Annotated in this window: 21 protein-coding genes and 1 tRNA gene; 10 read left to right on the top strand and 12 right to left on the bottom strand. The window is 68.5% G+C overall.

The genetic code is table 11. From position 1 onward, the window contains the following. Window positions 1-43: 43 nt before the first annotated feature. From ACYUD3_RS06095 to ACYUD3_RS06105, 3 genes are all read right to left on the bottom strand, one after another. Window positions 44-541: a phosphoribosyltransferase gene (locus tag ACYUD3_RS06095; RefSeq protein WP_470964816.1), complete on the bottom strand. Its 498-nt coding sequence runs from the start codon at window positions 539-541 to the stop codon at window positions 44-46. Between the two features lie 4 nt (window positions 542-545). Further along, complete coding sequence (gene dcd / locus ACYUD3_RS06100) at window positions 546-1121, bottom strand: dCTP deaminase (protein WP_470964819.1); 576 nt, start codon at window positions 1119-1121, stop codon at window positions 546-548. Window positions 1122-1444: 323 nt separating this feature from the next. Then, window positions 1445-1687 (bottom strand): hypothetical protein, encoded by a 243-nt coding sequence (locus ACYUD3_RS06105; RefSeq protein WP_470966083.1) that lies wholly within the window; start codon window positions 1685-1687, stop codon window positions 1445-1447. A 290-nt stretch (window positions 1688-1977) separates the two neighbouring features. On the opposite strand from ACYUD3_RS06105, the gene ACYUD3_RS06110 reads away from it, so the two are divergent. Continuing rightward, a tRNA-Gly gene (locus ACYUD3_RS06110) sits at window positions 1978-2051 on the top strand. A gap of 89 nt (window positions 2052-2140) precedes the next feature. Here the strand turns inward: ACYUD3_RS06110 and ACYUD3_RS06115 are convergent. Further along, a complete protein-coding gene (locus ACYUD3_RS06115) occupies window positions 2141-2932 on the bottom strand; it encodes a GntR family transcriptional regulator (RefSeq protein ID WP_470964822.1) in 792 nt (263 codons plus the stop codon). A 107-nt stretch (window positions 2933-3039) separates the two neighbouring features. On the opposite strand from ACYUD3_RS06115, the gene ACYUD3_RS06120 reads away from it, so the two are divergent. The 6 genes from ACYUD3_RS06120 (at window position 3040) to ACYUD3_RS06145 (ending at window position 6455) form a co-directional block, all read left to right on the top strand. Next, window positions 3040-3447 carry an NUDIX hydrolase gene (locus ACYUD3_RS06120; protein ID WP_470966038.1) on the top strand — a complete coding sequence of 136 codons (408 nt, stop codon included), beginning with the start codon at window positions 3040-3042 and terminating at the stop codon, window positions 3445-3447. Between the two features lie 45 nt (window positions 3448-3492). After that, window positions 3493-3921: an ATP-binding protein gene (locus ACYUD3_RS06125; RefSeq protein ID WP_470964825.1), complete on the top strand. Its 429-nt coding sequence runs from the start codon at window positions 3493-3495 to the stop codon at window positions 3919-3921. A 534-nt stretch (window positions 3922-4455) separates the two neighbouring features. After that, a complete protein-coding gene (locus ACYUD3_RS06130; RefSeq protein ID WP_470964828.1) occupies window positions 4456-4653 on the top strand; it encodes a hypothetical protein in 198 nt (65 codons plus the stop codon). Between the two features lie 497 nt (window positions 4654-5150). Next, the gene (locus ACYUD3_RS06135; RefSeq protein WP_470964831.1) at window positions 5151-5504 is read left to right on the top strand and encodes a type II toxin-antitoxin system RelE/ParE family toxin; all 354 of its coding nucleotides are present in this window, start codon (window positions 5151-5153) and stop codon (window positions 5502-5504) included. Then, a complete protein-coding gene (locus ACYUD3_RS06140; RefSeq protein ID WP_470964834.1) occupies window positions 5504-5983 on the top strand; it encodes a helix-turn-helix domain-containing protein in 480 nt (159 codons plus the stop codon). The genes ACYUD3_RS06135 and ACYUD3_RS06140 overlap by 1 nt, the downstream gene beginning before the upstream one ends. 1 nt (window position 5984) lies before the next feature. Continuing rightward, window positions 5985-6455 carry a hypothetical protein gene (locus tag ACYUD3_RS06145; RefSeq protein ID WP_470964837.1) on the top strand — a complete coding sequence of 157 codons (471 nt, stop codon included), beginning with the start codon at window positions 5985-5987 and terminating at the stop codon, window positions 6453-6455. Between the two features lie 415 nt (window positions 6456-6870). Here ACYUD3_RS06145 and ACYUD3_RS06150 read toward each other — a convergent pair whose 3' ends face one another. Together ACYUD3_RS06150 and ACYUD3_RS06155 are read right to left on the bottom strand one after the other, a co-directional pair. Beyond that, the gene (locus ACYUD3_RS06150; RefSeq protein ID WP_470964840.1) at window positions 6871-7533 is read right to left on the bottom strand and encodes an 8-oxoguanine DNA glycosylase OGG fold protein; all 663 of its coding nucleotides are present in this window, start codon (window positions 7531-7533) and stop codon (window positions 6871-6873) included. 25 nt (window positions 7534-7558) lie between these two features. Then, the gene (locus ACYUD3_RS06155) at window positions 7559-8680 is read right to left on the bottom strand and encodes a hypothetical protein (RefSeq protein WP_470964842.1); all 1122 of its coding nucleotides are present in this window, start codon (window positions 8678-8680) and stop codon (window positions 7559-7561) included. A gap of 330 nt (window positions 8681-9010) precedes the next feature. On the opposite strand from ACYUD3_RS06155, the gene ACYUD3_RS06160 reads away from it, so the two are divergent. From ACYUD3_RS06160 to ACYUD3_RS06170, 3 genes are all read left to right on the top strand, one after another. Next, on the top strand, window positions 9011-9811 hold the full coding sequence (locus ACYUD3_RS06160; RefSeq protein WP_470964845.1) for a polysaccharide deacetylase family protein: 801 nt from the start codon (window positions 9011-9013) through the stop codon (window positions 9809-9811). 122 nt (window positions 9812-9933) lie between these two features. After that, on the top strand, window positions 9934-11298 hold the full coding sequence (locus ACYUD3_RS06165; RefSeq protein ID WP_470964848.1) for a S53 family peptidase: 1365 nt from the start codon (window positions 9934-9936) through the stop codon (window positions 11296-11298). 125 nt (window positions 11299-11423) lie between these two features. Then, window positions 11424-12395 (top strand): D-alanyl-D-alanine carboxypeptidase family protein, encoded by a 972-nt coding sequence (locus ACYUD3_RS06170; protein WP_470964851.1) that lies wholly within the window; start codon window positions 11424-11426, stop codon window positions 12393-12395. Window positions 12396-12407: 12 nt separating this feature from the next. On the opposite strand, the gene ACYUD3_RS06175 is transcribed toward ACYUD3_RS06170, so the two are convergent. The 6 genes from ACYUD3_RS06175 to ACYUD3_RS06200 all read right to left on the bottom strand — a co-directional run bounded on the left by ACYUD3_RS06175 (window position 12408) and on the right by ACYUD3_RS06200 (window position 17479). Beyond that, window positions 12408-13271 (bottom strand): polysaccharide deacetylase family protein, encoded by an 864-nt coding sequence (locus ACYUD3_RS06175; protein ID WP_470964854.1) that lies wholly within the window; start codon window positions 13269-13271, stop codon window positions 12408-12410. A gap of 155 nt (window positions 13272-13426) precedes the next feature. After that, entirely contained in the window at window positions 13427-14131 is a 705-nt protein-coding gene (locus ACYUD3_RS06180) for a 2'-5' RNA ligase family protein (protein WP_470964857.1), read from the bottom strand. Further along, on the bottom strand, window positions 14128-15516 hold the full coding sequence (locus ACYUD3_RS06185) for an extracellular solute-binding protein (RefSeq protein ID WP_470964860.1): 1389 nt from the start codon (window positions 15514-15516) through the stop codon (window positions 14128-14130). The genes ACYUD3_RS06180 and ACYUD3_RS06185 overlap by 4 nt, the downstream gene beginning before the upstream one ends. A 93-nt stretch (window positions 15517-15609) precedes the next feature. Next, window positions 15610-16464, bottom strand: a complete 855-nt coding sequence (locus tag ACYUD3_RS06190) for a carbohydrate ABC transporter permease (protein WP_470964863.1) — start codon at window positions 16462-16464, stop codon at window positions 15610-15612. Further along, on the bottom strand, window positions 16464-17303 hold the full coding sequence (locus tag ACYUD3_RS06195; RefSeq protein ID WP_470964866.1) for a carbohydrate ABC transporter permease: 840 nt from the start codon (window positions 17301-17303) through the stop codon (window positions 16464-16466). Before ACYUD3_RS06195 ends, ACYUD3_RS06190 begins: the two co-directional genes overlap by 1 nt. Window positions 17304-17332: 29 nt before the next feature. Continuing rightward, complete coding sequence (locus ACYUD3_RS06200; RefSeq protein ID WP_470964869.1) at window positions 17333-17479, bottom strand: hypothetical protein; 147 nt, start codon at window positions 17477-17479, stop codon at window positions 17333-17335. Window positions 17480-17544: the final 65 nt, after the last annotated feature.

Consider the following 17544-nt stretch of genomic DNA (forward strand, 5'->3'; position numbering starts at 1 on the left):
GGCGCGGGGCCCCTTTTCCGTCCTGGGGGAAGTCCCTTAGGGGTCAGGCGTCGAGGACCTGGCCGCTGCGCCGGACGACCGGCGGCTCCACGGACCAGGGGAAGTTGATCCAGTCGTCGGTGCGCTTCCAGACGTACTCGCACTTGACCAGCGAGTGGGACTTCTCATAGATCACGGCGCTGCGGACCTCGGCGACGGTGTCGAGGCAGAAGTCGTGCACCAGCTTGAGCGTCTTGCCGGTGTCGGCGACGTCGTCCGTGATCAGGACCTTCTTGTCGGAGAAGTCGATGACGTTGGGGACGGGCGCGAGCATGACGGGCATTTCGAGCGTGGTGCCCACACCGGTGTAGAACTCGACGTTCACCAGATGGATGTTCTTGCAGTCGAGGGCGTAGGCGAGCCCCCCGGCGACGAAGACCCCGCCGCGGGCGATGGAGAGGACGACGTCGGGCTCGTACCCGTCGTCGGCGATGGTCTGGGCCAGCTCGCGGACGGCCGTGCCGAAGCGGTCGTAGGTCAGGTTCTCGCGTACGTCGCTCATGCGGTCACACCTGGGTCCGGTGGAAGTTGCGGAACGAGCGGGAGGCCGTGGGGCCGCGCTGGCCCTGGTAGCGGGAGCCGTAGCGCTCGCTGCCGTAGGCGTGTTCGGCGGGGGAGCTGAGGCGGAACATGCACAGCTGGCCGATCTTCATGCCCGGCCACAGCTTGATGGGGAGCGTGGCGAGGTTGGAGAGTTCGAGGGTGACGTGGCCGCTGAAACCGGGGTCGATGAAGCCGGCGGTGGAGTGCGTGACGAGGCCCAGCCGGCCGAGGGAGGACTTGCCCTCCAGGCGGGAGGCCAGGTCGTCCGGGAGCGTGATGACCTCGTAGGTGGAGGCGAGCACGAACTCGCCCGGGTGCAGGATGAACGGCTCGTCGCCCTCCGGCTCCACGAGCCGGGTGAGGTCCGCCTGCTCCACCGAGGGGTCGATGTGCGGGTAGCGGTGGTTCTCGAACACCCGGAAGAGGCGGTCCAGTCGTACGTCGATGCTGGACGGCTGCACCATTGATTCGTCGTAGGGATCGATCCGTACGCGGCCGGAGGCGATCTCGGCTCGGATGTCCTTGTCTGAGAGAAGCACGTGCCCGAGGATACGCAAGCCGCGCGGAGTCGCCCCAATCGGACGGGGGGCGCGGCTTGCGGGGGGGCCGGGGGGGGTTGGTTGGGGGTGATGGTTGGGGGTCTCGGCAAGGGGGTGTTGCTTAGGGGGTTTCACCTAAGGGGTTTCGCTTAGGGGGGATTGCTTAGGAGGTTTCCCCTAGGGGGTCTTGCCGAGACGGTGTGGCTGTGCGGCGGGGTGGGGCCGCGAGGCCGGGTGTGACTTGCGGGGTGTGGCCGCGAGGCCGGGTGTGGCTGCGGGGTACGACTGCGAGGCGTGGCCCCTAACGCTTTCCCGATGCTTCCCTAATGCTTCTCAAGATGCTTGCCGAGGGTGTCGTCGCGCTGCTTCTCGTTCTGCGGGTCGCGATGCGCTTCGGGCCGCTTGCCGGTCTGCGCCTCGGGAGTGACAGGCACCACACTGCGGAGCCGGGCACATCGAGGGCAGCGGACGAGCCGTCCGGGGCCGAGCCGCTCGGCCTGCTGCATCGGGAACGAGGTGGTGCTGAACACGTGCCCATCGGCACAGCGGACGACGGTGCGCTCCATCAAGTCCTAGAGTCCCTTCCCCAAGAACCGCGTCACCTCTGGCGGGGATGCCGTGACGCTGGCGTCACATTACGGGATGAAAGGGACGGGGTCGCGGGCGGCACTCCGCCTCCCCCGAACCCCGCGGGGACCTCTCCACCACCTTCACCGTACGCCTCAACTCCCGCCCCCCGCAGCCGGATCGGGGCTGCCTCGCGGTCCTGGACCGGAGGGTTCGGCGACGGGGGGCGGGGATGGGGTAGAGTGGCGGAGCAGTCAGTCACCGACCGGTCGGCCGGAAGCTGATTTTCGCGGGTGTAGTTTAGTGGTAGAACATCAGCTTCCCAAGCTGAGAGTGCGAGTTCGATTCTCGTCACCCGCTCCACAACGCAGGGCCCAAGTCAGAGACTTGGGCCTTTTTGCTGTGCGGGGTTGTTCGGGCTTTGCGCGCCAGAGCGGAAGTCTCAACGGCGGCTAGACCGCCGGAAGGTGGTACGACAACACGTATGCGTCCGCCGCCATGATCGTGTCGCAGACTTCGACAGCTCTCCCGTCGCTGTCGAAGGCGGTCCGGACCAGTTGGAAGACGGGCACCCCGGACGACAGGTTGAGCACCTTCACCTCGGCGGGGGTGGGCATCCGGGCCTTGACCTCCTCCTCGAAGTGGTCGAGGCGGTGGCCGAGTTCTTCGAGGCGGGCGTAGATGCCGCCGGGGCCGGAGTTGAGTTCGGCGATCTGGGTGCCGCGAGCGATGTCGAGGGGGATGTAGGAGGTGGCGAACTCGACGGGGCGGCCGTCGTGCAGGTAGCGGCGGTAGCGGGACAGGACGCGGCGGACGGAGCCGAGGCGGGCTGAGATGTCCGGGGTGGCCTTGACCTCCTTCACCTCCAGGCTGTCGACCTGGGGGCGGCTGCCCACCGTGTCGGCCTCGACGAGGAACGCGGCCTTGCCTTCGGCCCGGTGCCGGCGGGAGAAGCGGTCCGAGGCCAGCCGTCGTACGGGAGGGCGCGGCCGTACGAAGACTCCCTTGCCGTGTTCCGCGCGGACCAGCCCCTCCCCCTGGAGGACGGAGAAGGAGTTCCGGACCGTCATCCGGGACACCCCGTAGTGCTCGACGAGCTCGGCTTCGGAGGGCAGCTTGGAGCCTTCCGTGAATCGCCCCCGGTCGATCGCCTCGCGCAGCTGATCGGCGATCTGCCGGAAGACCGCGCGGTCACTCGTGGGGTCGAGGCCCCCGAGGGAGGTCGTGGCAGGGAGGGTATTCACATGTACTCCTTTAGATATCTAGACGAGTGGGTGACTGGAGTTGCTACCGTGTGGAGCCTAGCCATACGAGAGGGCCGAGGAACGTGAGCACTGAACGTCCGCACTCCGTGAGCGTCGCCGGGGTCGTCGTCGACGGCCAAGGCAGAGCCCTCCTGATACAGCGCCGCGACAACGGCAAATGGGAACCCCCGGGCGGCATCCTCGAACGCGAGGAGACCGTCCCCGAAGCTCTCCAGCGCGAAGTCCTGGAAGAGACTGGCATCAAGATCGCGCTGCCCGCAAGCCTCACGGGCGTCTACAAGAACATGACCGGCCTGATCGTTTCGATGGTCTTCCGCTGCGAGATCGCCGACGGCACGCCCACCACGGGGAGCGAGACCCGCGCGCTGCGCTGGGCCACCCGCGAGGAGGTCTCCGAGCTGGCCGACGAGGCGTACGCCATCCGCGTTCTGGACGCGATGGACGGCATGTCTCCGCCCGCCGTCCGCGCCCACGACGGCGTCAAACTCGTCTGACCCGAACTCGCTGCGCGTGCGGCCTACCAGCATGAAGGAACTTGTATGCACGAGTATATGAGTGGTTCCCGGGTTTGGGGGCTCACTTGCCCGGGATTGCCGGAAGAGGTCAGCCGGGCCCGTCGCTGGACCCGGGAAATCCTTGGCGGATTGCCTCTGGTCGACGACGCCGAGCTGATCGTGAGCGAGCTGAGCACGAACGCGATCCTGCACACGGCGAGCGGTATGGAGTTCGGCGGCTTTCATCTGGCCGTCGCCGTGTCGACCCACATGGTGGCGGTGTCGGTCACCGATGAGGGCGCTGCGGGGACCGCTCCGAAGGCCGAGCACCAGGACCAGGAGGCCGAGCACGGGCGGGGGCTGGACATGGTCAGCGCGATCGCCCACCGGGTCGTCGTCCACCGCAGCGGGAACGGCTACGCGGTCACGGCCCTGCTGTACACCTCCCCCTCGAGGAGGCCGCCCCTGAGCTGAGCGTCGGTTTCGGGCGCGGCCGGCACTCGGGGGTCGCGTCCACGGTCATCGAGACGGATCTAAGGACAAGAGGGGTTGAGGACCATGTCCGACAGCACAAGTGGGCGTCGTAGCAAGGTCGTTCGGGTGGCGCCGGTCGCGTACACGACCTATGCGCCCTCGGGGCATGTCTGTGCCGACTGCAAGCAGTTGATCGGCCGGGAGGAGAGGGTTGTGCGGCTTGCCGTCGATCATGGGGGGAGTGGGCGGGGGATGGCCGATTATCGGCATGCGACTTGTTATTACCCGATGCCGAGGAAGCGCGGGAGGGGGGTTTGATGAGGGCTCCGGACAAGCGTGTCATCGTCTGCGTGAGAGTGGTGGGGGTTCCTCAGCGGGGTCGGCTCTCGGGGAGCTCGGAAGGCTTGCCTGCCGGCTGGTGGGGCGAGTGCGGCGGTGCGTTCAACACTGGTACGGGAAAGGCGAGCTTCCCTTTCCGTCGTACTCGCCGTGTCCTGTTCCCGGCTGCGCCGACTGTGAGTGGGAGAGGGGTGCGTGATGGTCACTGCTCGGCTTATCGGGCAGACGGTCACTGATGGGACCCGCAGCGGCATCCTCAAGGCTGTGATCGAGGATTGGACGGACCCGGCTAGTGCCCCTCAGGACCGCCGCACGGAGACCAAGGCGTTCGTCCGGCCGCCGAACGGCGGGATCGAGTGGATGGCCGACCCGGCCGAGCTGGAGCTTGCATGAACAAGGCATGCGCCGTCGCCGTCACAGTCACCGGAGTTCTGTGGGTCATCGCACTCATGGTCACCGTGGCCCGAGCCATCCCCGAGTAACCCGCCACCAGGGGTGAGTTACAACTTTCTCTACTAGTTCAAGGCGGCTCGCTCCGCTCCCCGCGCGCGGCCCGGCCCCCGGCCGGGCCTGCGCTCCTGTCTCCGCCCCGCTCCAGCCCGGTCGGCGCCCGTGCCGCACGCATCAATCAGCCACCTGGCGCCAGCGAGGGCTAAGTCGCCACTTGGACAGTCGGCCGCTCAAGAGGCTCTGTATGCCTGGTCAACGCATGGCGCACCAAGCCATCGATCAGGAACGAAACGCACCGAAGCGGCTCCACAGTGTCGCAACCGGGATAGCATCCCGCTCACTCATATCGCTCGTTCGGGGAGGGCAGTACAGTGGAAACTGTACGGCGGGCAACATGCGCAGACTGCCAACGGATCAGCTACGAGCGCGGGACTGCACTCATGATCGAAGCTGCGCGAACGACGGAAGGCAGGTCTGAAGCCGACGATTTCATTGCCGACTTGGAGAAAAAAATCAAACGAAAGGGAAACCTCCAAAGGCTTGCAGATATTGCAGTGCGATTGGAGGAATTTGCGGAGCGAGGAACTCTAAGGGTCCCCCTTCAGCTAAACCACCTTCGCGGTGAAATATATGAGATTAAGGCCGGAGATGCGAGACTCCCTTTCTTTTACTGTACGCACTTCACGGGAAAGACTGCACGTCTGACTCACGGCTTCCTAAAGAATTCCCAAAAGACGCCACGTAAGGAAATTGACAAGGCTCTCTGGGTGATGAAGGAGGATAGCTCAGCGTAATGAAGAACTTGTACGAACGACTCGCCTCAACAGAAGAGGGCGCTCGCGCACTTTCTGCGGCACGCCTACGTTATGAAGCACTCGCTGCCATCCATAACAGCCTAGCCGAGTCAAGGATGACTCAGAGCGATCTTGCTCGCAGGCTAGGAATCCGGAAATCCGCTGTAAACCAAGTACTTCATGGTGACGGTAACATGCACGTCTCCACGCTTGCCGAGTACCTGCACGCCCTGGGCTACGAACTGTCCTTGGAGCGGGTTGAAGCGGGAGCGGCGCGAAGCCGCATAGTCGCCAGTCGACCGCAGGACGAATGCGACGTGGACGAAGAGCAGCAGTACGTAACTTGGGCAGAAGTCATTGAACTGCCAATCGTACGAAAGGCAAATTCCCCCGCAGGTGAGAGAGAGTCCGAAGACTCCGTTGCCTGGGAAAGCGTTGATGACTCCGTGATCGAACATCGCACGGTGCGGGTGCAGTGACATGTCAGATTTGACTCCCACAGAAGAACCCGCGACCGACCCGAAGTGGTTGCATGGAAATGCCCATCTGTGCCAAGTTGCAACCAAGCGCCTAAGCGCCGAGAGGATGCGTCCCGGGCAGGCGGCGGAATGGGAAATCTCCATTAAGCGCTCCTTTGGGTTCAGTAAAGATCATATTCATATCGGCCTGTCGTGCACTGCCACAGCTCACGGCAAGTCAGAAAAACCTATCGGGAATATTGAAGCCGAAGTGGTGGGGAATTATCGAATCGGCCCGGGGAATCCTTCGATCTCGCCGGAGCATGCGATGACATTTGGGAATGATGTCGGAATTCCCGATGTTTTTCCATATCTCCGCCAAGTAGTTGACCTGATGGCCATGCAGATCGGCATCGGCAGAGTCAAGCTCGATCGTCCCGAGTCGCAACGTGCCATCGCCTCCCACCCGCCGGGCGTCTCACACAGGAAATAAAGAAAATTCACAGCAACGTGGCTAAGGCCGGTGGGGGTGCAACGAGGCACACGCGCGCCTGATCGTTCGACGCAACCACCATCGTGGTTGACGTTCATCGGCTGAGGCGCAGACGTCCAGGGCCCAACCTCCGGGACGACGAGAAACAGGAGGCGTGCCATTTGCGTGCCAGAACCTGCGGGGACTCACGGGGAACAAGGGGAAATCGACCACGGTCCGCCATGGGCCGGAGCACAGTTCCACCGCAGGTCAGTGCGGTTCCGGCACCCACAAGACTCAAGCTTCCCAAGCTGAGAGTGCGAGTTCGATTCTCGTCACCCGCTCCATAACGCAGGGCCCAAGTCAGAGACTTGGGCCTTTTTGCTTTACGGATCAGGGCAGGCGATAGGTGCAGCGGGAAACCGCCCCCCAGAACTCACCCCTCCCCCACCCCCACCCCATCCACATGAAACAGAACCCACTCAAGCCGCTCCGCCGTAACCCCCACCCCCGACGCCCAGCCATGCATGGCGCTCACGTAAGTGGCGTACCGAGTCGGCCAATGATGCGTACCCGCTGTTTTCCAGCTGGACCAGCCGAGGGCGTTGAGGGAGCGGAAGACGCGGTCGTCGAGGATCAGCGCCCGTTCGCAGGGGGCGGGGCGGTCGTCCACCGCGGCGAACCACTTGGTGAAGAAGGACCGCCCCACCCCCGTGAGCCGGAACTTCCGGTAGGCCCCGCTGAGATCACCGGCGCGGACCGCGTCGCGGGTGGCCCGCAGGACCGTGGGCATACGCGGATCGGCCAGGGCCGCCTCGGCGTACCGCGGCCCGCGCCCGTTGGCGGTGCCCGAGCCCCAGATCATGACGGCCGCGAACAAGTCGCGCAGGCCGTCGGGGTCTTCACCGACCCGATCCCGCAGGCGGGTCAGGTCGTCCCGGGTGATGAGACGGTCGCCTGCCGTGGTCCTGACACCGATGTCGAGTACGTGCTCGGCTCCGTGCGCCGCCAGCCGTGGCCGCCACGTCGTCGGACGGAAGCGCACGGGCTGCTGTTCGCACTCCCCGTGCCGGACGACGAGCTTCTGAAGCTGCTCCATGACATTCCCCCCACGGCCGACACGATCAGGAACGCCCCCGCCCCTTCACCCTCCTCCCCCGATCCCGCACAGGCCAAAACAACACATAACCGGTAGAAATCACCACAAACCCCAACCGAATCAACCCCCGAGCCGCGTCATCGGGTATGACGAAGACCGGGCCGTAGAGGGTGAGCAGCGCGATCCAGCTCCACCAGGGCACCAGCCGCCGCTGCCCGATCACGTCCCACAGCAAGGTGCCCAGCAGGACGGAGGCCGTGTAGTACGTGTACACGCTCGGATCCAGCGCGATGCGCGCGTTGGCGCCGAGGAGTACGACCGCGGGCCAGCGTCCGCGCCAGACCGCGGCGCAGCCCAGGGCGAGGCTCGCCGCCGCCTGGGCGGGGCGGTCCCACGACGGGGTGCGGGGATCGTCGACGCCCAGCCAGCGCAGCGCCGACGCCGGCTGGTTGGGGATGGTGAACTCGGCGGCGGCGAAGGAGTGCGGCGCGCCGAGCAGGAACGGCAGCCAGGCCAGCGCCAGCAGCGCCGTACACCACAGGGCCGCGCGCGGCCATTGGCGGCGGGGGAGGGCCAGGAGGAGGGGGAGGAAGGCCAGGGCCGTGGGTTTGGAGTCCATCGCCAGGGCCAGGAAGACGCCGGTCGCGGCGGGGTTGCCACGGGTCAGCGCGTTGACGGCCAGGGCGGTGAAGAAGAGGGCGAGTACGTCGTCCAGGTGCCCGAAGCGGACGGCGACCTCGATCCACATCGGGATGAAGGCGAGGCCCGCGATCAGCACCCGTTGCCGCAGGCGCTGGTGGTTGATGCCAGTGCCGAGGAAGTGGCAGGCGGCGCTGCGGCCCACGACCACCAGGATGATCAGGCCCAGCAGCGACATCACGGCGGCGGCCAGGAACTGCCCGACCTGTTCGGGGAACGGGTTGAACAGGCCCGCCGTAAGAAAACTGACCGGGCCCATCTGGAGCTCGGGGTGATGGGCGTACAGGTTCAGCCCGCCGTCCGCGCGGCCCGCGCCGGCGTAGAGCAGCTCTCCGCCCGTCCGCAGGTAGTGCCAGGAGAAGCCGCCGTGCCGCTCGACCACGGCGAACCACAGCGTCGCCCAGGCGGTGAGCAGCAGCAGGTGCGTCCGCTGGCTGATGGCCGACACGCTCTCTCCCTCTTCTGTTCCCGGCGCCTCGCACGGCTCCGACAGGTCATTCGCCCTCCTTTGAGATGGCTGGAAGGGGGTGGGGGTTCTGGCCGGGGAGTAAGAAGTGGTCGGGGGTTGGGTGGGGGCGGGGGTAAGGGCGGGTGCGTACGACTGACCGCGGGGCCTTCGCAACACCGGCCGGGGAGCCTGCGTACGACCTTCGAGGAGCCCCCCGTATCCCCAACCCCCCGCGAATTCGTCCGCGATCCGTAACAGCCGGAGCCCCCGCCCCCGTCACCCCCTCTTGCCTGACGCACGGGCCACAGCGACGGCAGGGGACGGGAAGACATGCGGCGCAACAGCGGACACGAGCGCGGACGCGGACACGGGCGGGGCTGGGCCGGCAAGGTGCTCGCGGCGGCGCTCGGGGTGACCGCGGTGGCCGCGCTGGCGTCGTACGCGCGGGGCGGTTCCGTCGAGGGGCCCGCGCCCCGGGCGGGGGCCCCGGCCGCTTCGGCGCAGCCGCGGAGCCGGGCGGCGGCGGCCGTGTCGGCGGAGATCGCGCATGCCTCGGAGGGGGGCGCACGGGCCGTCAACATCACGGTGGACGACGGGCCCGACCCGGTCTGGACGCCCCAAGTGCTGGCCCTGTTCAAGGAGTTCGGGGTGAAGGCGACGTTCTGTGTGCTCGGTCCCGCCGCGCAGGCGCATCCGGATCTGGTCAAGGACATCGTGGCGGCGGGGCACCGGCTGTGTGACCACACCGTCTCGCACGACGTGACGATGGACCACAAGCCCGAGGCCTATCAGTCGCGGCAGATCCTCGACGCCGAGCGGATGATCACCGAGGCGTCGGGGGGCGTACGGCCGCTCTACTACCGGGCGCCCGGCGGCGCGTTCACGCCGTACAGCCGGCGGCTCGCCGCCTCGCACGGGATGCGGCCGCTGGGGTGGAACGTCGATTCCAAGGACTTCGAGCGGCGGGGGACGGCGTCGATCGTGGCGACGGTCAAGGGGGAGATCTCCAACGGGCCGACGCTGCTTTTCCATGACGCGGGCGGGGACCGGTCGCAGACCGTGGCGGCACTGCGGGAGCTGCTGCCGTGGTTGAAGGGGGAGGGGTATTCGTTTGGGTTTCCGGTGCGCTGACCCCGGTCCATCCCCTGGTAAAGCCTTCGGCATCACCCACCCAACCCCCTTGATATGCACATGACCCCCTAGGTCTGATGCGAACAGACCACTAGGTGAGACTCCGGACCACAGGGGGATTCATGCGCAGAGCCCGTACGGGGCGCGGCGTCGCGGTGGCGATCGCCGTCGCCGCGCTGGCCGTTGCCGCGCCCGCGGCCGTGCCGGTCGCCGCGGCTGTCGGTGTCACGTCACACACCCTGGCCACACCCGCGATCGCCGGACACACCCTGGCGCGCGGTGTCAGCAGCCCGCTGAGCAGCGCGCAGTGCCAGGCCAAATGGAAGATCAACTGCTATACGCCGCTCCAGTATCGGACCGCCTACGACCTCAACCCCCTTTACCGGGCCGGGATCACGGGCAAGGGGCGGACGATCGTGATCGTCGACTCGTACGGGTCGCCGACGCTCCAGCACGATCTCGACGTCTACAGCAAGCAGTTCGGCCTCCGCAGCACCAAGATCCAGGTCGTGAAGTGGGGGAAGGTGCCGGTCTTCGACCCGAAGAACGCCGACATGGCGGGCTGGGCCGGGGAGACGACGCTGGACGTGGAGATGGCGCACGCCGTGGCGCCGGACGCGAAGCTCGTCGTCGTCGAGACCGCGGTGTCCGAGACCGAGGGCACCACCGGGCTGCCGGAGATGATGAGCGCGGAGAAGCACCTCATCGACCAAGGCGTCGGGGACGTCATCAGCCAGAGTTTCGGGGCGACGGAGAACACGTTCCCGGGCTTCGGCAAGGGCGACTTCTCCAGCATCAAGAACCTGCGGTACGCCTACCAGGACGCAAGTCGCAAGCACGTGACGGTACTTGCCGCCTCGGGTGACGGCGGCGCGACCGACATGCAGGCGGACGGCAAGACTTACTACAAGGAGCGCGTCAACTCCTGGCCGTCGTCGGACCCGTTGGTGACGTCGGTCGGCGGTACGCAGCTGCACCTGGACGACAAGGGCAACCGCGTCAAGCCGGACAGCGTGTACAACGACCACGGCGCCGGCGGCGGCGGTCAGTCGCACGTGTTCGCCCGGCCCGCCTTCCAGAACGGCGTGAAGAACGTCGTCGGCGCCCAGCGCGGCACCCCCGACATCTCGATGTCCGCCGCGGTCGACGGCGGCGCGTGGGTGTACTCCAGCTACGACCCGACGGCCGTCGGCTGGAACGTCTACGGCGGCACCAGCGAGGCAACTCCCTTGTTCTCGGGGATCGTTGCCCTCGCCGACCAGGCGGCGGGCCACCGGGTGGGCGACATCCACCAGGCCCTGTACACGCTGTACGCCCGCCACTCCGCGCGCGACGGGATCGTCGACGTCAACGACGGCACCGACAACTCCTATGCGGGCGTGACCGGTTACAAGGCGGTCGACGGATACGACATGGCGACCGGCGTCGGCACCGTGGACGCCCTGCGCTTCGTCCCCGCGCTGGCCAAGGCCAGTTGGCAGCGCTGAGCATCAAATCCGGCTGAGGGAGAGCCTGTTCACGACGGCCCGGGTCCAGGACCCGGGCCGTCGTGTGCGTACGATTGTCGTACTTTCAAGGGCGTGTAGAGACACAGCACCGAGGACGGAACGACATGCACGGCGCGCGCAACGGACAGCCCCCCTCCCACCGCCGTAAAGGCCCTGGCCGCCGCCGGGTCCTCGGCCTGCTCGCGGCCGGGGTGGGAGCCGCCGGGGCCGCCGCGCTCGGCGAGCTGGCGTTCGCGGCGGACGAGGTGCCGGCCCGGACGTACCGCTCGCAGTGGGGCATCGACCGGCGCACATGGGCCGTGTCGCAGGTGCTGGCGGAGGCCGAGCCCGCCGCCGTCGCCGCGTGGATCACCGGCACCGGGAGCGCGCCGGGCTCGCTGAAGGCCGAAATGGACGTGCAGATAGGGGCGTTGGCGGACGCTGCGGCGGCCGGTCTGTCGGTCGCGCGGGACTCCGTCGTCGTCTCGTGGGTGCGCGCCGCGGCCGTGCAGCGGCAGATATGGGACCGCAAGTACGAGTTCCTGCGCACCGGTTCGGGCGGCGCGGGCACCTTCGGGATCGTCGTCGACGCCGTCCGCGCCCGGTACGCCGCGCAGCTCGGCACCGATCCGCAGTGGGACCCGGACAAGGACTCCCACCGCGAGGTGTGGGCCGAACTCACCGCCGACGAACGGCAGATCGAGATCCTGCGCACCTCGACCGCGCCCGGCGTCTCCCGCCACCACCTCGGCAGCGACGCGGACTTCTTCGACACCACCCCGCAGGAGTGGGCGGACGGCGGCCCCGAAGCCGCCAACTACGCCTGGCTGCGCGCGAACGCGTCCGGGTACGGCTTCCTCCAGACCTACACCGCCGACACGGCGAAGGCCTCGCCGGCGATCAGCGAGGAGCGGTGGCACTGGTCGTACGCGCCGGTCTCCGAGGCGGTGTTGGACTTTGTCCGCGCCAACGAGCCTGTGATCGAAGGGGCGTTGGAGCAGTTGTGGGGCTATGACCCGGCGCGGTACACGTACCTCAAGGCGCACTGGCGGGACTACATGTACCACGTCAACGAGAAGGCGTACTTCGGGAGTTGAGCGGTCCCGGCGTCACATGTAGTCCTCCAGCCGCGCGACCGTGAAGCCCTGCTCCTGGATGTGCCGCAGCATGTTCTGCGTCATCCGCGTCATCGTGGTCCCCTTCAGCTCCGACGGGCCCCGGAAGTGGGCCAGGATGATGTCGCCGGGGTGCAGCTTCTTGTCGCCGCGCTGGTACTGCATGTTCTTGATCTGCATGGACTCGCGCCACAGGACGATGCCCTGGATGCCGCAACTCGCCGCCGCCGCACGGGTGTTCTCGTTCCAGTTGCCGTAGGGCGGGCGGAACAGGCGCGGGGTGACACCGTAGTGCGCCTTCAACTTGGCCTGCTGGCCGCAGATCTGCTCCTTCTGGGCCGCCGCGCCGAGGGTGTTCATGTCGGGGTGGGTGAGGGTGTGGTTCTGGATGTCGCCGCCGAGCCGCTGGAGTTTCGTGAAGTAGCCGTAGTCGCTGCTGATGGCGGCGTCGGTGAGGAACATCGTGAAAGGCAGCTTGAGTTCGCTCATCATCGTCACGAACTTCGGGTCCTTCTCGGCCCCGTCGTCGAACGTGAGGAACACGATCTTCTGGTCGGTCGGGATGTCGCTGACCACCGGCACCGCGCCGCCCGCCGCCGGCAGTTTCACCGGCTTGACCGCCGGCGGGGCGGGCGCGGGGGCGAGCTGCGGGAGGCCCCACTTGCGGTAGGCGGCGGCGAGCGCGTCCGTCTGCGTGGTCGCGCCGGTGCGCTGGGGGGCGGGGGACGACGCCGAGGACGACGGACCGGCGTCACTGCCGTGCCCCGCCGCCGTACAGCTCGTCGCCAGCCCCGCCGTGAGAAAAGCGCACGTCAGCGCCGTACCCCTGAACCGCCTGCCCATCGTGTGTCGCCTCATGTTCGTCCGTACATCCCGAGTGGGTTTGTATTACTGGATGACGAACATACTTGTGCGGTTCCGTGGGGTGGGGGTGCTGGGGGGCGAGGTCAGGGGGACGACGACCCGGACGGCCTAGTGCGGGACGCGCCCGGGGCCGTCCGGCCGACGCCGGTTCACTCCCCCAGCGTCCACGTCCGCACGTGCTCCCACGTCAGCGTCTGCCACCAGCGCCCGCTCCAGTCGTCGCTGCGCGTGCGGTAGAGGGTGACCGTGTGGCCCGGGAACGTCTCGGGGTGGGTCACCGGCAGGGCGTGGACGAAGGACTTCGCCTCCGCGCCCAGGTCGGGGCGGACGTACAAGTCGTGGGAGAGGAGGGAGAGATGGGCGCGGAACGTCGCCGGGTCGAAGGGGTGCTCCGCCGGGTTGGCCGCCGGGGTCTCCAACGGGCGTACGGCCGCCTCGACTTGGGCCGCCAGGTCGATGAACTCCGCGTTGGGGGTGGTGCCGTCGGCCAGGTGGTGGACGTCGTAGACCAGACCCACGCCCTGGGGGCGGACACCCGCGTTGTGCACCGTGAAGGGGCGTACGCCGGCCAAAGCGCCGGTCAGCGCGGCCGTGATCTCCTCGACCGGGCCCGGGAGATGGCGGCTGCCGACGAGGGTGGCGTGCGGGGGGAACGCGCCGGAGGAGACGAAGCCGTACTGGGCGCGGACGTGGTCCGTGATCGTCGTCACCGCCGCGCAGGTCGCCGGGTCGGGGCGGAGGTAGACGCCGTAGCGGTAGGGGTCGCCGGCGGCGCGCGCGAAGCGGGCGGTCACCGCGGAGGCCGCCGCGCCCTTCGCCATGGCCGCCAGGCCGGCTATCTCTGTGTCACTCACTGCCCCGCCTGCTTCCGGTAGTTGACGATCTTCTCGGTGCCCGCCCGCTCGGCCGCCTTCAACGCGCTGTCCAGCGAGGTCTTGCCGGCGAACGCCTGCTGCATCTGCGGGACGACGACGTCGCGCACCCCGGGCATGGCCCCGCTGAGGCAGCCGGCCGTGGCCGTGACCGCCGGGGTCTCGCTGAACTGCTTGTCGAGGACGGCGTACGGCTCGTTCGCGCCCAAGAACGCTTTCCACGTGGGGGAGCCCGCGACGTCCGTGTTGATGGGGGCGTACCCGGAGGCCTTCGCGAACCGCTCCTGCGTGCTCGCCGAGGCGAGGTACGAGATCAGCTTCCAGCTCGCGACCTGTTCGGCGGCGCTGTGGCCGGCCTGGTCGACCCACATCGCGGCCCCGCCGATCGCCGCGCCCGCGTCCGCGCGCGCACCCGAGATCGGATACGGCAGCGCGGACCAGCCCTTCATGTCCGTCTTCTTCAACGCACCGATGGCGCCACTGGAGTTGAACATCATGGCGGTCTTGCCGGCGGCGAACGCGGAGACGGCCGCGTTGCCGTCGGTGCCGGTGTCGAGGCCGACGCCGGACGTGTAGAGGTCGGCGACCTCGCCAAACGCCTTGCGCTGGGCGGGACTTGTCAGCGACAGCGCCGTCGCGCCGCCCGCGGTGCGCCCGTTGCCCGGCGTGCAGTACGGCGAGCCGCTCGCCGCGCTCAGCTGCTCGAACCACCAGTCGTCGAAGGGCTGGTCGAGCCCCTTCGTACCCGGCACCGCCGCATGTACCTTGCGGGCGGCGGCCGTTACCCCGGCCAGCGTGCCGAGCGTCGAGCGGTCCACGCCGGCCTGCTTGAGCAACGCGTCGTTGACGTACAGCAGCGGCATCGAGGTGTTGAGCGGTACGGCGAGCAGCTTGCCGTCGGCCGTGTAGTAACTGCGGGCCGCCGGGCGGAGTTTGGTGAGGTCGAGGTCGCCGGGGTTGGCGGCGGCCATCGCCTGCGCGGACACGGTCTGCTGAGTGTCGCGCAGGTAGCCGCTGGTGATGTCGTTGCTGACCATGACGCTCGGGGTGCCGCCGCCGCGCACCGCCGAGGCGTACTTGGCGATCGCGTCGGCGTAGCTGCCCTGGAAAGACGCCTTGACGGCGATCTTCCCGGCGTTGGCCTTGTTGAACGCGTCGATCTCCGCCTGGAGGGCCTGTCCGGCGGGGCCGCCGAGGCCGTGCCAGAGGGTCACGGTGACCGGTCCGGTCGCCTTGGCCAGGGCCGACGGTCCGGGCGCGGCCCCGTCGGCCGCCTTGCCCGCCGGGGTGCCGGTGCCGCCGCAGGCGGTGAGGGTGAGCGCCGCGGCCGCGAGGCAGGCCGCCGAGGCGTACGGTCGTCTGAGCATCGCTCCATCAACTTTCGTGAGACACAGAGGAGTTGAGCAAAGGACTTTGGGGGCAAGGGAGTTGGCCGGCAAACAGCCGGTTTCAGAAGCGGCTCAGGTACTGACCCGCGCCGCCAGCCCCCGCACCAGGAACCGCTGCCCGAACAGCACCAGCAGCAGCGTCGGCAGCAGCACGAGCAGCGTCCCGGCGTAGATCACGGCCGGCGCGGTGGCCTGGTCGGTGACCAGCTGGGCCAGCCCGACCTGCACGGTCCGCCGCTGCGGCGAGTCGGTGATGAGCAGCGGCCAGAAGTACCCGTTCCACGCCGACAGCGCGCACCACATCGCCGCCGTCACCAACTGCGGCCGGGCCATGGGGAGTACGACGTGCAGCAGCGCGCGCAGCTCCCCGCAGCCGTCGAGCCGCGCCGCCTCCCACACCTCCCTCGGCAGCCCCAGGAAGGCCTGCCGCAGCAGGAACACGGCGTATCCGGCGGCCAAGTACGGGACGACGATGCCCAGAAGCGTGTCGCGCAGCCCAAGTGCCGTCACCAGCTCGAAGTTGGGGATCACCAGGCTCTCCCCGGGGAACGCGAGCGTCGCCAGCACCAGCGCGAAGGCCACCCCCCGCCCCCGCCAGCGCGGGAAGACCAGCGCGTACGCCGCCAGCGCCGCCGTCGCCAGCTGGGCGCCCGCCTGGAGCGTGGTCGCCGCGACGCTGACCAGGTACTGGTGGCCCAGCGGCGCCGAGTCCAGCGCCGCCCGCACGTTGGCCAGGGTCAGCCGGCCGGGCACCGGGACCAACCGGCCCGCCGCGACGTCGCCCGCCGGGAGGAGCGCGGTGACGACGGTGACGTACACCGGGAACGCCACGGCCAGGACGACCGCGCCCAGCCACAACCAGCGGGCCAGGGAGGCGAGTTGGACACGCCGCACACCGACTCCCCGGTCAGAGAACGAAGTTGCCATCACGCCCACCTCCGCAGCACCCGGAACTGGAGCGCCGTGATCGCGGTCACCAGCACCAGCAGTGCGACCGCCAGCGCCGACGCCGTACCCACCTGCGGCAGCGCCTCGCCGAACGCCCGCTGGTAGAGCTCGAAGACCAGCGTCGAGGTCGAGCCGCTGGGGCCGCCCCTCGTCAGCACCTGTACCTGGGTGAAGATCTGGAGTCCGCTGATCGTCTGGGTGACCAGCAGGAAGATCAGGCTGGGGCGGAGCATCGGGACGATGACCGAGCGGGCCAGCCGCAGTCCGGCGGCGCCGTCGAGGGCCGCCGCCTCGATGACCTGCTGGTCGAGTTGGGTGAGGGCGGCGAGCAACACGAGGAAGGCGAAGCCGAATTCGTACCAGGCCGTCGCCACCGAGATCGAAATGACCGCCCAGAACGGGGAGTTGAGCCACTGGGGGCCGTCGACGCCGATATGCGCGAGCACTTCGTTCAGGGTGCCGACCGCCGGCGCGAACAGGCCCGCGAAGACGGCCGACGCCGCTGCCGCCGAGTAGGCGAACGGCATCGACAGCAGCACCGACACCACCGCGCGCGGCCGGCTCGCGGCCCGCCGCAGCGGCAGTACGGCCGCCAGCGCGCCGCCCACCGACAGCGTCACGCTCAGCCCCGCGATCACCGCCGTGGCCAGCAGCGCCCGCCGCAGGTCGGGATCGGTGAAGAGGTCGGCGTAGTGCGCGGCCCCGGCGAACCGCGTCGGCTCGCCCAGCAGATCCGTGTCGTAGAGGCTCAAGCCGAAGCCGCGTACGACGGGCCAGTACGCGAAGACCAGGAGCAGGCCGAGGCAGGGCAGGACCATAAGAGGGCCGGCGAAACGGCCCGAACCGGTCAGTCGGCCAGGCCGCCCGACCCTGCCGAGCCCTCGGACTCCGCCAGCCGCGCCAGCTCTACCGACCTCGCCGGTCCCGCCGGTCCCGCCGGTCCCGCCGGCTCCGCCAGCCCCGCCACCCCCACGCCGGAGTGGAACGTTCCCAAACACCATGTGTGGAACGTTCCCACCCCCGCCGGGACGACGACAGCGCCACCCAGGTGAACAATGG

It is taken from the genome of Streptomyces sp. AMJ-169 (assembly GCF_055597585.1).

Bases quoted from the DNA above. Each gene is read 5' to 3' on its own strand.
- ACYUD3_RS06165 (WP_470964848.1), top strand. From the start codon at position 9,934: ATGCGCAGAGCCCGTACGGGGCGCGGCGTCGCGGTGGCGATCGCCGTC.
- ACYUD3_RS06185 (WP_470964860.1), bottom strand. From the start codon at position 15,516: ATGCTCAGACGACCGTACGCCTCGGCGGCCTGCCTCGCGGCCGCGGCG.
- ACYUD3_RS06195 (WP_470964866.1), bottom strand. From the start codon at position 17,303: ATGGTCCTGCCCTGCCTCGGCCTGCTCCTGGTCTTCGCGTACTGGCCC.
- ACYUD3_RS06105 (WP_470966083.1), bottom strand. From the start codon at position 1,687: ATGGAGCGCACCGTCGTCCGCTGTGCCGATGGGCACGTGTTCAGCACC.
- ACYUD3_RS06175 (WP_470964854.1), bottom strand. From the start codon at position 13,271: ATGAGGCGACACACGATGGGCAGGCGGTTCAGGGGTACGGCGCTGACG.
- ACYUD3_RS06190 (WP_470964863.1), bottom strand. From the start codon at position 16,464: ATGGCAACTTCGTTCTCTGACCGGGGAGTCGGTGTGCGGCGTGTCCAA.
- ACYUD3_RS06135 (WP_470964831.1), top strand. From the start codon at position 5,151: ATGATCGAAGCTGCGCGAACGACGGAAGGCAGGTCTGAAGCCGACGAT.
- ACYUD3_RS06145 (WP_470964837.1), top strand. From the start codon at position 5,985: ATGTCAGATTTGACTCCCACAGAAGAACCCGCGACCGACCCGAAGTGG.
- ACYUD3_RS06160 (WP_470964845.1), top strand. From the start codon at position 9,011: ATGCGGCGCAACAGCGGACACGAGCGCGGACGCGGACACGGGCGGGGC.
- ACYUD3_RS06140 (WP_470964834.1), top strand. From the start codon at position 5,504: ATGAAGAACTTGTACGAACGACTCGCCTCAACAGAAGAGGGCGCTCGC.
- ACYUD3_RS06125 (WP_470964825.1), top strand. From the start codon at position 3,493: ATGCACGAGTATATGAGTGGTTCCCGGGTTTGGGGGCTCACTTGCCCG.
- ACYUD3_RS06150 (WP_470964840.1), bottom strand. From the start codon at position 7,533: ATGGAGCAGCTTCAGAAGCTCGTCGTCCGGCACGGGGAGTGCGAACAG.
- ACYUD3_RS06095 (WP_470964816.1), bottom strand. From the start codon at position 541: ATGAGCGACGTACGCGAGAACCTGACCTACGACCGCTTCGGCACGGCC.
- ACYUD3_RS06170 (WP_470964851.1), top strand. From the start codon at position 11,424: ATGCACGGCGCGCGCAACGGACAGCCCCCCTCCCACCGCCGTAAAGGC.